Here is a 16562-nt window from a genome sequence, read left to right as displayed (position 1 = left end):
CGCGCCGGAGCAAAAGCTGCCGCCGCAGCTGACGGCGAACGGAACCAGCGCTTAACATGCGCCCCGGCGCAGCAGCACGCAGCTGGCGCTAAATCGGGGAGTACAGAGGACGCGGCCAGGCGTCCTCTGCCCGATCGCCGTGCCGGAGCACAGGCTACCGCCGCAGCTGACGGCAAACTTACCGCCTCGCCTGCATCTCTGGCGCAAGCTGCTATGCTTGAAGATGGCAAAACATGGCTGAACCGATTACGCCGCCTCTCTCTCCGCCACGCCATAATCAGAGAAAACGCATTTTAATCAGCGGGCGTCTGTAGCACTGTGTGGAACCACTATCCCCAGCAAAGGGCGCAGACAAGGCGACGGTTGCCCGGCATTCTTTTGCCCACAATATTGCTAATCAAGGAGTTAAGCGATGAACCAGCTAGACGCACTAAAACAGTTCACCACCGTGGTGGCGGACAGTGGCGATATCGAATCCATTCGTCATTATAATCCGGAAGATGCCACTACCAACCCTTCTCTGATCCTGAAAGCTGCCGGTCTTGACGCTTATAAACACCTGATTGATGACGCCATCGACTATGCGAAAAAGCAGGGTGGCAGCAAAGAAACGCAGATTATCAACGCCAGCGACAAAGTGGCTGTCAACCTCGGCATGGAAATCCTGAAAAGCGTGCCGGGCCGCGTTTCAACTGAAGTTGACGCCCGCCTCTCTTTCGATCGCGGTATGTGCGTGACCAAAGCAGAAAAGCTGGTACGCCTGTATGAAGAGCACGGTATCGACCGCTCACGTATTCTTATCAAGCTCGCCTCAACCTGGGAAGGGATCAAAGCGGCTGAAGAGCTGGAGAAAAACGGCATTAAGTGCAACCTGACGCTGCTGTTCTCCTTTGCGCAGGCGCGCGCCTGTGCAGAAGCGGGCGTCTATCTGATCTCACCTTTTGTGGGCCGCATTTATGACTGGTACAACACGCGTAAGCCAATGGACCCCTATGTTGTGGATGAAGATCCGGGCGTGAAATCTGTGCGTCGCATCTATGACTACTACAAAAAGCATCGCTACAGCACGGTGATCATGGGCGCCAGCTTCCGCAAAGTTGAGCAGATTCTGGCACTGGCGGGCTGCGATCGTCTGACCCTCTCCCCTAACCTGCTGGAAGAGCTGGCGAACAGCGACGCGCCGGTTGAGCGCAAGCTGGAGCCTTCTACCGAAGGTTTCCATCAGCCAGCCTCGCTGTCAGAAGCGGAGTTCCGCTGGGAGCACAACCAGGATCCGATGGCGGTTGAAAAACTCTCTGAAGGTATCCGCCAGTTCGCCGTTGACCAGCAGAAACTGGAAGATGTGCTGGCTGCACGCCTCTGATTGCACCACCGTTGAGTGCGGGCGAGCCGAGGCGGACCCGCTGATGCTTCACTACAAGGGAGAACCCTATGTCTTCACGCAGAGAGTTGGCTAACGCGATTCGCGCGTTGAGTATGGATGCGGTACAGAAAGCAAATTCCGGTCACCCAGGTATGCCGATGGGCATGGCCGATATCGCGGAAGTGTTATGGCGCGACTTCCTGAAACATAACCCCACTAACCCGGCCTGGGCCGATCGTGACCGCTTTATCCTTTCTAACGGCCACGGCTCAATGCTGCTCTATAGCCTGCTGCATCTCAGCGGTTACGATCTGCCAATGGAAGAGCTGAAAAACTTCCGTCAGCTGCATTCAAAAACGCCGGGACATCCGGAAATTGGCTATACGCCAGGCGTCGAAACCACCACCGGCCCGCTCGGCCAGGGTCTGGCGAATGCGGTGGGTCTGGCGATTGCTGAGCGTACGCTGGCCGCGCAGTTCAACCAGCCAGGACACGATATTGTCGACCACTTCACCTATGTGTTCATGGGTGACGGCTGCCTGATGGAAGGCATCTCACACGAAGTCTGTTCGCTGGCGGGTACGCTGGGCCTCGGCAAGCTGATCGGCTTTTACGATCACAACGGCATTTCTATCGATGGTGAAACCGAAGGCTGGTTTACCGATGATACGCACAAACGCTTTGAGTCCTATAACTGGCACGTGATCGGCAGCGCTGAAGGCATTGATGGTCACGACGCCGACGCCGTGGCCGCCGCGATTAAAGAGGCGCAGAGCGTCACCGATAAGCCGTCGCTGATTATCTGCCGCACTACTATCGGCTTTGGTTCGCCAAACAAGGCGGGCAAAGAGGAGTCACATGGTGCGGCGCTGGGCGACGAAGAGATTGCGCTGACGCGTAAGCAGCTCGGCTGGAATTACGCGCCGTTTGAAATCCCGCAGGATATCTACCAGCAGTGGGATGCAAAAGAAGCGGGTTCCGCGCACGAAAAAGCCTGGGATGAGAAGTTTGCCGCTTACCAGCAGGCGCATCCGCAGCTGGCGCAGGAGTTTAGCCGTCGTCTTAACGGCGAAATGCCGGCGGAGTGGGAAAGCCAAACCGCTGACTTTATCCGCGACCTGCAGGCGAATCCGCAGAAAATCGCCAGCCGCAAGGCGTCACAGAATACACTGGAAGCCTTTGGCAAACTGCTGCCGGAATTCCTGGGCGGATCGGCTGACCTGGCACCGAGTAACCTCACCATCTGGTCAGGTTCAAAATCGATCAAAGAGGATGCGGCCGGGAACTATATTCACTACGGCGTGCGTGAGTTCGGGATGACCGCGATTGCAAACGGCATCGCGCATCATGGCGGCTTTGTTCCTTACACCGCAACCTTCCTGATGTTTGTTGAGTACGCGCGTAACGCCGCCCGTATGGCTGCGCTGATGAAAGCGCGCCAGATCATGGTCTACACCCATGACTCTATCGGTCTGGGCGAAGATGGTCCGACGCATCAGCCGGTCGAGCAGCTGGCGAGCCTGCGTCTGACGCCTAACTTCAGCACCTGGCGTCCGTGCGATCAGGTCGAAACCGCGGTGGCATGGAAAGCAGCCGTGGAGCGTCATCACGGCCCGACCGCGCTGATCCTCTCCCGTCAGAACCTGCTGCAGCCCGAGCGCAGCCAGGCGCAGGTCGAAAACATCGCGCGCGGCGGCTATATCCTGAAGGATTGCGACGGCACGCCGGATGTGATTCTGATCGCCACCGGTTCAGAAGTGGAGATCACGCTGGGAGCGGAAGCGAAACTCAGCGCGGATGGCCACAAGGTCCGGGTCGTGTCACTGCCCAGCACCGATGTGTTCGACAAGCAGGATAGCGCCTACCGCGAATCTGTACTGCCTACTACCGTACGCGCCCGCGTTGCGGTTGAGGCAGGTATCGCCGACTACTGGTACAAATATGTCGGTATCGACGGCAAAATCGTCGGCATGACCACCTTTGGTGAATCCGCGCCGGCCGGCAAGCTGTTCCCGGCCTTCGGCTTTACCGTTGAAAACGTGGTAAGCCAGGCGGAATCGCTGCTGAAACCGGCATAAGCCCCGCGGCCCTCACCCGATAACGGTGAGGGCCGTTTTTTAGCACTTTCTATACAAAAAAAATCGCGTTTTCCCCTTCCCGCTCTGCGCAAACTGATTACTATAGGTTTTCTTCCGATTCTGATAGCGGACGCACTCCCGTTGAAAAAACCGACTTCATTTTTACTGGCCCTGATGGTCTCCGTGCTGCCTGTCAGCGGTATGGCACAGGTCTCACCTAATCCTTTGCTGGCATCGCAGATTGTTGATCGCTATGCCGAACATATTTTTTACGCCAGCGGCGCAACCGGCATGGCGCTGGTCGCCATCGACGGCAATCAGCGCGTCTTTACCAGCTTTGGTGAAACCCGTCCCGGTAATAATGTCCGGCCGCAGCAGGATTCCGTTATCCGCATCGCGTCACTCAGCAAGCTGATGACCAGCGAAGTGATGGTGAAAATGGCCGAGCGTGGGCAGATCCGCCTGGATGACCCGCTCAGCCGCTACGCCCCGCCGGGGGCGCGCGTTCCGGCCTATAACGGCCAGACGATCCGCCTGATCAACCTCGCCACCCACACCGGCTCGCTGCCGCGCGAACAGCCCGGCGGTAAACCGCACCGTCCGGTGTTTGTCTGGCCAACCAAAAGCGATCGCTGGCAGTGGCTGGGCAACGCCACGCTGAAAGCCGCGCCCGGCACTCAGGCGGCCTACTCCAACCTCGGGTTTGACCTGCTGGCTGACGCGCTGGCGAAAGCGGGCGGCACGCCCTATCCGGCGCTGCTGCAGCGGTTAGTCACGCGCCCGCTGGGGATGAAGGACACCACCTTTACACCCTCACCGGACCAGTGCCAGCGCCTGATGGTGCCGGAAAAAGGGGCCAGCCCCTGTAATAATACTCTGGCGGCGATCGGCAGCGGCGGCGTCTACTCTACCCCTGATGATATGGCGCGCTGGATGCAGCAGTTCCTCGACTCAGCGGTAAGCCACCGCACGCCGCAGATCGATCGCCTGCAGACGCTGATCTACCGGCGCGATCAGCTGACTAAAGTTGAAGGGATGGATGTACCCGGACGTGCCGATGCGCTGGGTATGGGCTGGGTCTATATGGCCCCCAAAGCGGGCCGGCCCGGTATCATTCAGAAAACCGGCGGTGCCGGCGGCTTCATTACTTATATGGCGATGATTCCGCAGCATAACCTTGGCGTGTTTGTGGTCGTCACCCGCTCACCGCTCAGCCGCTTTACGCCCATGAGCGACGGCGTGAATAATCTGCTGACAGAGCTGGCGGGCAATAAGACGGGTTCGCCGATGATGATCGGCGCGATCCCCTGACACCCGGAAAGTCGCTCAGCGCGCCGGCTGGCTTACCCACAGCGTGGGCCAGTCGTCGCTGCTGTGCCAGGCGTCGCAGATCTGCTCTTCCGCATATTCCGCCAGAACAAACGCGCTGCCATCAAACTGCCAGCGTGTTGCCGTACCGCAATCACCCAGCCCGCGATTTTTACTGAAGGTATAGAGCAGGCCATTACTGGCATCAAACTCTGCGTTTACCAGCTCCAGCTGCGTGTCGCTGCGCGTCGGGGGAACAAAAGGCAGATTCAGCGTCAGCCCGCGTGATACGTAGGGCTGGCTGCGCGTCACTTCAAACGCCAGATCGATAACGTTGTAGGCACCGGTTTCACAGCTGACCAGCAGCAGCGCTTTGCTGTCGGTCAGCGGCGCGACGCTCACCTCGCGCCGCAGCGGATCCAGTGAGCAGCTATCGGTGGTGATGCGCCAGGTTCCATAGTCGATCAATCCGCTGGTCTCCTCCTGCGTCAGCGGCGCGGGCGGCGGTGCTGATGACGGCAGCGATGGCAGCGACGGCGGTGGCGGGAGATCCCACTGCGCCCCACGCCTGACCCATGCGCTGGTCCCGTTTACGCGCCCCTGCACATCATCCATCAGCAGCAGCGCAGCTTTCAGGCCACGCAGCGGAACCACCGCTTTGGCCTGGTACGTCAGCTGCAGTGTGCTCGCGTCCAGCGTCTGTCCCAGAAACTCATCAATCGCGATAGCGTTGCTGGTAGCAAGATGGTGCGGCTCAACCGTCCAGTGTTTAAGGTCGGGCTTCAGGCGACGCTGATCCAGCAGCAGATTATCTTTCAGCGGGCCGCCCGGCAGCGCGCCGGTATAGGCGCTGCCGTAGTCGATACGCAGCAGCGGACGATCGTCGACGCCGGCGTGGCGCGACAGCGTCATCACCAGACCATTGTCGCCGGGAAAGCTGCGCGCCACGCAAAAAGCCGCATTGTTACAGGTGAGCTGCCAGTCAGAAAAAGACTTCTGCAGAGGTTCAGCCTGCACGCTGGCGCTGGCTGCCAGAGAGCTCAAGAGCAGTGACTTTATCCAATACGACATTAACAACCCGGTCCCCGAATTTCTGGAAAGAAAATCATAGCGCACTGCGTGCGTTATCAGCAGGCTGGAAGTGTGAAGCGGCCTGAAAAGCAGAATTAACTGCTTATTAAATCAGCGATTCATCATCGTACGGACAGGTTGTACGCTGCGGTCCCATCATCCACTGCGCCTGACGGCGGCTCAATCAGATTCCCCTGACTATCAGGGCGCAGTCTGAAACGGTCAATCCCGCATAAACGGTCATAAACAGTCATGCTATGGTAGCTATGGATTAATAAGCTGGCGATCGGATCTGTTTTAACAGTGACGCTTCAGGGGTTAATTATGTGAGCCACATCAACATTACGTGCAAATAAGCGTTAAGCATTACATTAATAACTGAACTTATATCACTCAATAACGGGCCTCTTTTTTTACCACCGTGGACTCCTGCCCAGTCCACATTTTCCCGTGCCCGCTTCCAGTAATTTATAGCCATCGGAGGATAAGTATGTTGCCGATTGAGAGACAGCAAAGAATTATTAACGAACTTAATATAAATGGCCGCGTAATTGTCTCAGAGCTGGTCACGCTATGCCAGGTTTCGCAGGAAACCATACGGCGTGATTTAAGCCAGCTGGAAAAAAGAGGATTATTACAGCGCAGTCATGGTGGTGCTGTTCCGGTAAAAAAACAGAACGCCAGCATTCAGGGAAATAACAGAGCTGTCAGAGAAAACGAATTATCTTTTCGGCAGCGTATTAATGAGCATGTCGATGCAAAAATGAGCATTGCCAAGCGCGCGCTCGATTTTATCACGCCGGGTGACTGTATTTTGCTCGATAGCAGTACCACCTGCTGGTATCTGGCGCGGCAGTTGCCCGATATCGAGTTAACCGTGCTAACCAATTCGCTACGCATCGTGCAGACGCTGGCGGCGCGCGGCAGCATTCGCACTATCTGCCTCGGCGGAGAATATTCTGACCGCGATGAGGATTTTCACGGCGTGGTGGCTGAGCAGCCGCTGCGTGAATTTCAGATTAATAAGATCTTTTTTTCCTGTAGCAGTTTAGGTAATGACGGATATTTACGTGAAGGCAATGAGAATAACGCGCATTTAAAACAACAAATGTTACTGGCCGCTGAAAGAAAACATCTGTTACTGGATGGCAGTAAATTTATGCGCCCCTCTTTTGCCCGTGTTTGTCACTACCGTGATGTCGATTTTCTGATAACTGACCAATTAAAAGATAAAGAGCTGGAGCAGGAACTGGCGTGGAATGGCGTTAACGTCATTGTCTGTTCTCAGCGTCATCAGTCCATGCAGCTAATTAAAAATTAACCAGGAGTCTGTATGAAAAAACATCTTATCGCCTGTTCTCTGCTTGCCCTGTTTGCCGCCACCGGCGCGCAGGCCGCTGATAAATTACGCATGGGTATCGTCGTTAAAATCGGGGGTATTCCCTGGTTTAACGCCATGGAAGCGGGCATTAAAAGCGAGGCGGCGAAGCGCGGCATTGATGCATGGATGGTCGGCCCTACCGCAGCCGATCCGGCGCTGCAGGTGCGCGCCATTGAAGATTTGATTGCGCAGAAAGTCGACATCATCGGCGTGGTACCCAACGATCCGAAAGTGCTGGAGCCGGTACTGAAACGGGCGCGGGACGCCGGTATCGAAGTGATTACGCATGAGTCACCCGGCCAGCAGGGTGCCAACTGGGATTTTGAGTTGGTTGACGCTGCAACCCACGGAATCAATCACATGAAAGCGCTGGCGAAGTGCATGCACGACGAGGGCAAATACGCCATGTACGTGGGCAGCCTCACCGTACCGCTGCATCAGCAGTGGACCGATGCCGCGCTCAATTATCAGAAAGAGCACTATCCCAACATGCAGCTGGTCACCGACAAATTTGGCGTCGGCGAATCGCTGGATGACTCCATCCGTACCACCAACGAGCTGATGTCTAAATATCCCGATCTGAAAGGCATTATGGCGTTTGGTTCACAGGGGCCGATTGGTGCCGGGCGCGCCGTCATGAACCGCAAAAAAATTGACCAGGTTTGCGTCATTGGCTCCTTCAGTCCGGGTCAGGGCGCCTCGCTGGTGCAGCGTAACGCCATCAAAGGCGGCTACATCTGGAATCCGGAAACCGCAGGTGAAGTCTTTGTGCGTATCGCCGACATGATGCAGAAGAAAGAGCCGATCACCGACGGTATGACGATTGAAGGACTGGGCAAAGTCAAAGTGGATGAAGCGACGCATACCATTCTCGGCAACAACACAGAGAGTCTGGATAAAGACAACCTGCCAAAACTGGTAAAAATGGGGCTCTGATATGCAAGAGGTCATTCCACAGACGCTAATTGCGCTCGAGAATCTGTCGAAAACATTTGGTGGCAACCGCGCGCTGAGCGATATCTCCCTGACCTTGCTGGCAGGCGAAGTGCACTGTCTCGCTGGCACCAACGGCTGTGGCAAGAGCACCCTGATCAAAGTCATTTCCGGGGTGCACGCCCCGGACAGCGGCAGCCATATTACGCTGGGCGATGGCCCGGCACTGCCGCGCCTGACCACGCAACAGGCGCGTGATTTCGGTATTCAGGTCATCTATCAGGACCTCTCGCTGTTCCCCAACCTGAGCGTGGCGGAGAATATTGCGTTTGAGCATAACCTCAATGGTCTGCTGCGCTGGCACCGCAGCGCGCGCCTGCGTGAAAGCGCGCGCAGCATTATAACCGAGCTGAAATTTGACCTCGATCTGGATGCGAAAGTCGCGGCGCTTTCGATTGCCCAGCGCCAGCAGGTCGCGATCTGCCGCGCGCTGGTCGCCGATGCGCGCCTGGTGATCATGGATGAGCCAACCGCCTCGCTGACCCGTACCGAGGTCAATCAGCTGCTGCGCACCGTGCGCTATCTGAAAGATAAAAATATCTGCGTGGTCTTTGTCAGCCACCGGCTTGATGAGGTGCTGGAGATCTCCGACCGCGTCACGGTGATCCGCGACGGCCGCAAAATGGGCTGCTGGCCCGCCCGGGAGATGACGCCGCATCATCTGACCGAGCTGATGACCGGCCTGAAGCTCGACTACCAGCTGAAAGCGCCGACGCGTAATAGCGAGCGCGTGATCCTGGAGATAGATAATCTTACCCGTGCCGGTCAGTACCGTGACGTCAGCTTTAAACTTTATGAGGGCGAAGTACTGGGGCTGTGCGGTCTGCTTGGCTCCGGACGTACCGAGCTGGCGCTGTCGCTGTTTGGCATGACGCGTCCCGACAGCGGCAAAATCTGGCTCGACAGCAAACCGGTCCGCTTTCGCGGTCATGAAGATGCGATCAAAGCCGGCATTGGCTATGTGTCAGAAGATCGCCTGACGCTGGGGCTGGTGCAGCAGCAGTCGGTGGCCGACAACATGGTGCTGCCGATCCTCGACAAACTGCAGAACCGCTTTCACCTGATCGATGAGTACCGTAAAAACAAACTGATCCTGCAGTGGATCCAGCAGCTCGGCGTGCGCGTCGCCGACCCGAATCTCGCCATATCTACCCTCTCCGGCGGTAATCAGCAAAAAATTGTGCTGGCAAAGTGGGTTCTGACGCAGCCGCGTATTCTGATCCTCGACTCGCCTACCGTTGGCGTGGACGTCGGTGCCAAAGCCAGCATCTATCAGCTGATCCATGAGCTGGCGAAAGAGGGCCTGTCGATCATCCTGATCTCTGATGAGGTGCCGGAGGTCTGGTACAACTGCGACCGTATCCTGCACTTCCGCGATGGCACCATTCATGCCGAATATCAACCCGATAGCGTCGAGCAGCAGCAGCTGGCGGAGGTGATCAATGCCTGATTTTTCCCGTTTACGTCCGCACTCCAGCCAGGGCTGGCTCGCCTGGGTGCTGCTGGCGTTCATTCTGTTTTTCTCTGTGACCAGCGATCAGTTTCTTACCGTACAGAACCTGCTGGATCTGGCGGAGAGCTACGCGGTCACCGGCATCTTTGCGCTGGGCCTGTTTGTAGTGCTGGTGACCGGCGGGATCGATATCTCTTTTGCCGCCGTTGCCTCAGTGGTGCAGTACCTGCTTGCGTCCCTGTTTGTGCAGTTTCAGTTTGATAACGCGCTGCTCAGCATTGTGCTGGCGATCGTGTGCGGCACGCTGTTTGGCGTGATCAATGCGCTGCTGATCACCACGCTGCGGGTGGTCTCCATCATCATCACTATCAGCATGCAGTCGCTGCTGTTCGGCCTGCTGATGTGGGTGACCGGCGGCCGCAGCCTCTATTCGCTGCCGGAGTGGTGGATCACCCTGCGTAACGTGCTGCCGTTCAGCTGGCAGGGCGAGAGCTTTCAGGTCGGTTTACCGCTGGCCACCATGCTGATCATTGCAGCGGCGACGGCACTGCTGCTGAACAAAACCAACCTCGGGCGCCAGCTTTATGCGGTGGGTGGCGACGCAGAGTCTGCGCGACGTATCGGCATCCGCGTCGGCCTGATCCACGTTTTTGCCTACGGCTGGCTGGGCGCAATGGCGGCGGTTGGCGGCCTGGTACAGGTCTATCGCATGGGCGAAGTGGTGCCTAATGCACTGGTCGGCGGCGAGCTTGATGTGCTGGCGGCAACGGTGCTGGGCGGCGCCAGTCTGATGGGCGGTAAAGGCACGGTCAGCGGCACGCTAATGGGGGTCTTTCTGATCGCCATCCTGAAGAACGGTCTTAACCTGGTAGGCGTGTCGAACTACTTCATGAACATCGTGGTAGGCGGCGTCATCATGATTGCGATCGCCGTAACGCACTACAAAAAACGCAAAGAAACTGATGTCAGTTTCGTGTGACTGAGGGCATTGATGATGAAATCACTGACTGCACTGCGCCCTGACGGCACCAACCTTGGTCTGATGCTGCTGATCGCGCTGGCGCTGGCGACCTTTACGCTGATGCTGCCGGGTCGCTTCCTGACCGACTCCACCTTTATGAGCATGGCGTTTCAGCTGCCGGAACTGGGATTACTGACTCTGGCGATGTTTATCGCCATTCTCAGCGGCGGCCTGAATCTCGCCATTATTGCCACCGCCAACCTGACCGCGCTGTTTATCGCCTGGACGCTGATGAGCGCCCTGCCTGCCGGTGCCGGGATGGCGCTGCAGCTGCTGTGGCTGGTTATCGCCATTATCGGCGCCATGCTGATTGCCGCCGCCATCGGCGTCATCACCGGCCTGATGGTCACGCGCATCGGCGCGCATCCGATTCTGGTGACGCTGGCTACGATGATGACGCTGAACGGGATCGGTATCTGGCTGACCAAAGGCGCAGCCGTCAGCGGCATGCCGCCGGTGGTGCAGGCGCTGGGCGCTGATACGCTGCTGGGGATGCCGCTGCCGCTCTGGGTGTTCCTCATCGCCGCCGCGCTGCTGGCGCTGTTTCTCGGTAAAACCCGGGCCGGCAAATGTATCTATATGGGCGGCAGCAACATCAACGCAACCTGGTTTAGCGGCATTAACACCCACCGCATGGTGATGCTGGTTTACGTGATCTCCAGCCTGCTCTGCGTGCTCGCGGGCCTGATTATGATGGCGCGCTTTAACTCCGCGCGCATGGGCTACGGCGACGCCTACCTGCTGCTGACGGTACTGGCGATTATCCTCGGCGGCACCGATCCCAACGGCGGCTTTGGTCGCGTCACCGGCGTCGTGCTGGCGCTGATTGCGCTGCAGGTGCTCTCAACCGGCTTCAACCTGATGAATATCAGCCAGCACGTCAGTCTGGCGATGTGGGGTGCGGTGCTGATTGTGGTACTCGCCTTTAAACAACTCAAAACCCGACTCAACGAACACCGTGCGGTAAAGCTCAGCAAGCTGGCCGCGGTGCTTAATCCTCTGACTGAAAAGAAGGAAGTATGATGCGTATTCAAATCTCCCCGTCACTGATGTGTATGAACCTGATGGAGATCAAGCACCAGCTGCAGGTTCTCGATTCGCGCGCTGACTTTCTTCACGTAGATATCATGGATGGTCACTACGTTAAAAACATCACGCTCTCCCCTTTCTTTATTGAACAGATCCGGCCCTATACCCGCGTGGCCATTGATGTGCATCTGATGGTGGAAGAGCCGACCGACTTTATCGAGGCGGTCGCCAGAGCGGGGGCTGACTACATCTGCCCGCATGCAGAAACTATTAACCGCGACGCCTTCCGCGTGATCAATCTGATCCGCAGCTTTGGTAAAAAAGTGGGTGTTGTGCTGAATCCCGCCACGCCGGTCTCCTTTATCCAGCACTATATTCACCTGCTGGATAAAATCACCGTGATGACGGTGGACCCTGGCTACGCCGGTCAGCCCTTTATTCCGGAGATGGTGGAGAAAGTGCGCGAGCTGAAAACGCTTAAACAGCAGCACGGTTATCATTATCTGGTTGAGATCGACGGCTCCTGCAACACCCGCACCTATAACCAGCTGATTGGGGCCGGTGCAGAAGTGCTGATTGTCGGCACATCCGGCCTGTTCAATATTCATGATGATTTGGCGACCGCGTGGGAGATGATGCGCGACAGCATTGATGAAGCCCAGGGGCTGACGCAGGTGTCCGCATGAAACCACGCTGGCTCGGTATTGACATCGGCGGCACCGGTACGCGGCTGCAGCTGATGGAAGAGGATGGCGTCTGGAGCAGCTTTCGCAAAGTCGCCACCGCCAGCTGGGCGCAGCAGCCCGACGCGCTGCTGGCGCTTGCTCAGCTCATCCGCGACACGCTGGAGCAGCAGCCGGTAAGCGGCATTATGCTGGGTCTGCCGGGTATTCTCAGCCGCGACCGGCAGCTGGTGATTTCGCTGCCCTTTATTCAGGCGCTGGATGGCCAGCCGGTCGCGTCGCGCCTCACCGCGCTGCTTGGCGTGCCGGTGGCGATGGACAAAGATGTGAACCATCTGATGCTGTGGGATCTGCTGCAGCTGGAGCAGCTGCCGGACAACGCCGTGGGTCTCTATCCCGGCACTGGCATGGGCAACAGCCTGTGGCTCAACGGTGGCTTTTATCACGGCGAGCATGGTGGTGCCGGCGAGCTGGGGCATATTCCGGTGGCGGGCAACACCCTGCCCTGCCCGTGCGGTAACCACGGCTGTGCAGAAACGCTGACGTCGGGCCACTGGCTGAGCCGCTGGGCCGCACAAAACGCCGCCGATACGCCGATGCCGGCGCTGTTTACCCGCCACGGCGAACAGCCGGAACTGCAGGCGTTTGTCCGGCGGCTGGCTGAACTTATCGCGACCGAAATGAATATTCTCGATCCGGAGTACCTGATCCTCGGGGGCGGCGTACTGGCGATGGCTGATTTTCCGCTGGCGCAGCTGCGCAGCCAGATCCAGCAGCATCTGCGGCCGCCGGTTACCCGTGAAAATCTGAAGATTATCTTCAGCCACTCAACCGACTACACGGGCTGCCGCGGTGCCTGTCTGGCCGCCGAACGCCTGTTCAGGAGCGTATGATGAAAGGAAAAGTGTGTGTATTTGGTTCCTTTAATCTCGACATTGTGGCGGTGATGCGCCGCTTTCCGCTGCCGGGTGAGTCGCTGACGGCGCATCACAGTATGATGGGCGCAGGCGGCAAAGGGGCTAATCAGGCCACGGCGGCGCTGCGCGCAGGTGCGCGGGTGCACTACATCGGCAAAGTAGGCAATGACGATTTTGGCCTGTTTGCCCGCCGTCATCTGGAAAAAACCGGGTTCGATGCCATTACGCTGTTTACCTGTAAAGAGAAGCCAACCGGCAATGCGCTGATTTACGTCGCGGGCGACGACGCGGAGAATATGATTTCAGTCTATCCGGGCGCTAATACCACCGTGACCGCAGCCGAGGTGACGCGCTGCCAGCCTACGGTCGCCGCTGCCGATATTCTGCTGGTGCAGCTGGAGAATAATCTCAGCGCTATCCAGCGTATGATCGACAACGCCCGCGCCAGCGGCACCTTTGTCATCCTTAACCCGGCACCGTGGCAGAAGATTGGCGATGCGCTGCTGGCAAAGGTCGATCTGCTGACGCCGAACAGCACCGAAGCGACCCAGCTCAGCGGCGTAACGGTAACCGATTTCGCCAGCGCGCGCCGTGCCGCCGACGTGCTGCACCGCAAAGGCGCGCGCCAGGTCATTATTACGCTGGGCATGGCGGGAGCCCTGCTCTCCACGCCTGACCGGCAGCAGCGTATTCCGCTCTTTCCGGCGCAGCCGCGCGATACCACCGGCGCGGGTGACGCATTTAACGGTGCGCTTGCCGCGCGTCTCGCCTCAGGCGACGATCTGCCGCAGGCGGCGCGGTTTGCCGCAGCGTTTGCCTCGCTCTGCGTTGAGCGCGCTGGCGCAGCCGACTCAATGCCCTCCTATGCCGAGGCGCTGGCACGACTGCAGGCGCATCCGGAGTGCGTGGTCGGGGAGATAGAGAACGCGGTGGCGTAACTGAGCTTCAGGCACAGATATTCAGCCATGCAGGCTCGCCGCGGGGGCGCATCACTGCGCCCTGATTACGGCTTCAGCCATCCGGCAAGCTGCGCATGCTGCAGCAGCATAATGGTTTTACCGTCACAGATGCGCCCATCTTTTACCCTCGCCAGCGCCTGCGGGAACGACAGCTCCAGCACGGTTATCGCTTCATCTTCAACGCCACCGCCGCTGCTGGCACGCATCGCTTCACTATATTCTGCAGCAAAGAAGTGGATCAGTTCCGTAACGCCGCCGGGTGACATGTAGGCAGCAAAGAGTTTCTCAACCTTCCCCACCTGATAGCCCGTCTCCTCAATCGCCTCTTTACGGATGCAATCTTCAGGCGTGTCGTCGTCCAGCAGCCCGGCGCAGGCTTCAATCAGCTCACCGCTTTCGTTGCCGTTAACGTAAGTGGCGATGCGAAACTGCCGGGTCAGCACCACGCTGTTTTTTTCACGATTGTAGAGCAGGATGGTTGCGCCGTTACCGCGATCGTAGACTTCACGTTTGTGCCGCACCACCTCGCCATTACTGCGCGTCAGCTCGTAGGTGTAATTGCGCAGCACAAACCAGTTTTCAGACAGGATTTTATTTTTAATGACGTTGATAGTGAATGCCATGAGCGCTCCGCTGCTTTGCTGAGAGAGGCTGAAATGATAGGCGGCAGCGGCGGGGAAAACTATCTGAATTACCTGCGCAGCGGCGGGTAAAAAAAACGGGAGCCAGGCTCCCGTTACGCTACAGAGAAAGGTTTAGCGTCCGCTTTCGTCCGCCAGCTGCGGTGACGCATCGCTGCTCTCATCCGCGTGCACCTCATGCTCTTTCATCGCCTCTGCCTGGACGCGCTTGCGTACGCCAAACCAGCCCAGTACCAGCAGTACGGCGATCAGAGGAATGGATGCAATGGTGTAGGTGCCGTTAGGGTAGTCAAACGCCATCAGCACCAGCACGCTGAGCAGGAACAGCAGCGTCAGCCAGGAGGTGAACGGCGCCCACGGCAGCTTAAAGCTGACATCCTCAGCCTTGCCCTCTTTGATCGCTTTGCGCAGACGCATCTGGCAGACCACGATAAAGCCCCAGGAAGAGATGATCCCCAGCGAGGCAACGTTCAGGACAATCTCAAACACCTGCGACGGCACGTAGTAGTTCAGCACCACGCCAACGATGTAAACCGCAACCGTGACCAGGATACCGGCATACGGCACCTGCTGCTTGCTCATCTTCGACATAAACTGCGGCGCTGAGCCGCCCATCGACATGGATCGCAGAATACGGCCGGTTGAATAGAGACCGGAGTTAAGGCTGGAGAGCGCCGCGCTCAGTACCACAATGTTCATAATACTGCCGACATAGGGAACGCCCAGCTTCGAGAAGAAGGTCACAAACGGACTCTGTCCCGCCTGGTAGGCATTCCACGGCAGCAGCAGCACCAGCAGCACCACGGAACCCACATAAAACAGGCCAATACGCCAGATCACGCTGTTGATCGCTTTGGGCAGCATGGTTTTAGGATCTTTGCACTCGCCGGCCGCGGTTCCTACCAGCTCAATCGAGGCAAAGGCAAATACCACTCCCTGCACCAGCACCAGCGCGGCCATCAGGCCATGCGGGAAGAGACCGCCGTTATCGGTGATCAGATGGAAGCCGGTCGCGTTGCCGTCGAGCGGTTTGCCGGTACCGAGAAACACCACGCCAACAATCAGGAAGATCACAATTGCCAGCACTTTGACCAGCGCAAACCAGAACTCCATTTCGGCGAACCACTTAACGCCAATCATGTTCATGGTGCCGACAATGGCCAGCGCGCCGAGCGCAAATACCCACTGCGGTACGTCGCCAAACGCGCCCCAGTAATGCATATAAAGCGCCACGGCGGTGATATCGACAATCCCGGTCATCGCCCAGTTAACGAAATACATCCAGCCCGCTACATAAGACGCTTTTTCCCCGAGGAATTCACGCGCATAGGAGACAAAGCTGCCGCTTGAGGGGCGATGCAGTACCAGCTCGCCCAGCGCACGGAGAATAAAGAAAGAGAAGATGCCGCACACCAGATAGACCAGTGCCAGCGCCGGACCTGCCAGCTGCAGGCGTGCGCCTGCGCCGAGGAACAGACCGGTGCCGATAGCACCGCCGATGGCGATCATTTGTACCTGTCGGTTACCCATCGCTTTGTGGTAACCGGTATCGTGAGAGTTCAGCCAGCGCCTTCTCGCAGCACGCTGTTCGTCGGGCGTTTTTTTAGTATGTTTCATAGCTTTCCTGTTTGTCCTGACCATCAATCACCGGCTGACCAATCGTTT

The 16562-nt window shown here is 57.8% G+C and carries 14 protein-coding genes; 11 read left to right on the top strand and 3 right to left on the bottom strand.

Going from position 1 to position 16562, the window contains the following annotated elements; all coding sequences use genetic code 11:
- The first annotated feature begins 412 nt into the window (after positions 1-412).
- The 3 genes from tal to ampH all read left to right on the top strand — a co-directional run bounded on the left by tal (position 413) and on the right by ampH (position 4752).
- Positions 413-1363, top strand: a complete 951-nt coding sequence (tal, locus tag HA43_RS14350) for a transaldolase (RefSeq protein ID WP_094111946.1) — start codon at positions 413-415, stop codon at positions 1361-1363.
- 68 nt (positions 1364-1431) lie between these two features.
- Positions 1432-3441 carry a transketolase gene (gene tkt / locus HA43_RS14345; protein ID WP_039379483.1) on the top strand — a complete coding sequence of 670 codons (2010 nt, stop codon included), beginning with the start codon at positions 1432-1434 and terminating at the stop codon, positions 3439-3441.
- Between the two features lie 141 nt (positions 3442-3582).
- Entirely contained in the window at positions 3583-4752 is a 1170-nt protein-coding gene (gene ampH / locus HA43_RS14340; RefSeq protein WP_039379485.1) for a D-alanyl-D-alanine-carboxypeptidase/endopeptidase AmpH, read from the top strand.
- Between the two features lie 15 nt (positions 4753-4767).
- Here ampH and HA43_RS14335 read toward each other — a convergent pair whose 3' ends face one another.
- Positions 4768-5820 carry a DUF1176 domain-containing protein gene (locus HA43_RS14335; protein ID WP_094111945.1) on the bottom strand — a complete coding sequence of 351 codons (1053 nt, stop codon included), beginning with the start codon at positions 5818-5820 and terminating at the stop codon, positions 4768-4770.
- A 490-nt stretch (positions 5821-6310) separates the two neighbouring features.
- Here HA43_RS14335 and HA43_RS14330 point away from each other — a divergent pair, with 490 nt between their 5' ends.
- From HA43_RS14330 to HA43_RS14295, 8 genes are read left to right on the top strand one after another with little or no spacing between them, the layout of a single operon-like run.
- Positions 6311-7141 carry a DeoR/GlpR family DNA-binding transcription regulator gene (locus tag HA43_RS14330; RefSeq protein WP_094111944.1) on the top strand — a complete coding sequence of 277 codons (831 nt, stop codon included), beginning with the start codon at positions 6311-6313 and terminating at the stop codon, positions 7139-7141.
- Positions 7142-7153: 12 nt separating this feature from the next.
- A complete protein-coding gene (locus HA43_RS14325) occupies positions 7154-8137 on the top strand; it encodes a substrate-binding domain-containing protein (RefSeq protein WP_039379493.1) in 984 nt (327 codons plus the stop codon).
- Position 8138: 1 nt separating this feature from the next.
- Complete coding sequence (locus HA43_RS14320; protein ID WP_039379496.1) at positions 8139-9644, top strand: sugar ABC transporter ATP-binding protein; 1506 nt, start codon at positions 8139-8141, stop codon at positions 9642-9644.
- Positions 9637-10626 (top strand): ABC transporter permease, encoded by a 990-nt coding sequence (locus HA43_RS14315; RefSeq protein WP_039379498.1) that lies wholly within the window; start codon positions 9637-9639, stop codon positions 10624-10626. The genes HA43_RS14320 and HA43_RS14315 overlap by 8 nt, the downstream gene beginning before the upstream one ends.
- A 15-nt stretch (positions 10627-10641) precedes the next feature.
- On the top strand, positions 10642-11691 hold the full coding sequence (locus HA43_RS14310; RefSeq protein ID WP_039385603.1) for an ABC transporter permease: 1050 nt from the start codon (positions 10642-10644) through the stop codon (positions 11689-11691).
- Positions 11691-12383, top strand: coding sequence for a D-allulose 6-phosphate 3-epimerase (alsE, locus tag HA43_RS14305; RefSeq protein ID WP_065648729.1), 693 nt, complete (start codon positions 11691-11693; stop codon positions 12381-12383). The genes HA43_RS14310 and alsE overlap by 1 nt, the downstream gene beginning before the upstream one ends.
- The gene (gene alsK / locus HA43_RS14300; protein ID WP_094111943.1) at positions 12380-13273 is read left to right on the top strand and encodes an allose kinase; all 894 of its coding nucleotides are present in this window, start codon (positions 12380-12382) and stop codon (positions 13271-13273) included. The genes alsE and alsK overlap by 4 nt, the downstream gene beginning before the upstream one ends.
- Positions 13273-14235 carry a ribokinase gene (locus HA43_RS14295; protein ID WP_039379505.1) on the top strand — a complete coding sequence of 321 codons (963 nt, stop codon included), beginning with the start codon at positions 13273-13275 and terminating at the stop codon, positions 14233-14235. Before alsK ends, HA43_RS14295 begins: the two co-directional genes overlap by 1 nt.
- A gap of 65 nt (positions 14236-14300) precedes the next feature.
- Here HA43_RS14295 and nudK read toward each other — a convergent pair whose 3' ends face one another.
- On the bottom strand, positions 14301-14879 hold the full coding sequence (gene nudK, locus HA43_RS14290; RefSeq protein WP_039379507.1) for a GDP-mannose pyrophosphatase NudK: 579 nt from the start codon (positions 14877-14879) through the stop codon (positions 14301-14303).
- 132 nt (positions 14880-15011) lie between these two features.
- Positions 15012-16514: an L-asparagine permease gene (gene ansP, locus HA43_RS14285; RefSeq protein ID WP_039379509.1), complete on the bottom strand. Its 1503-nt coding sequence runs from the start codon at positions 16512-16514 to the stop codon at positions 15012-15014.
- Positions 16515-16562 lie beyond the last annotated feature (48 nt).

The organism is Pantoea eucrina, assembly GCF_002095385.1.
Taxonomy (GTDB): Bacteria; Pseudomonadota; Gammaproteobacteria; order Enterobacterales; family Enterobacteriaceae; genus Pantoea; species Pantoea eucrina.
The sequence above is the reverse complement of the archived record's forward strand: the minus strand, read 5'-3'. Positions and strand labels throughout refer to the sequence as shown.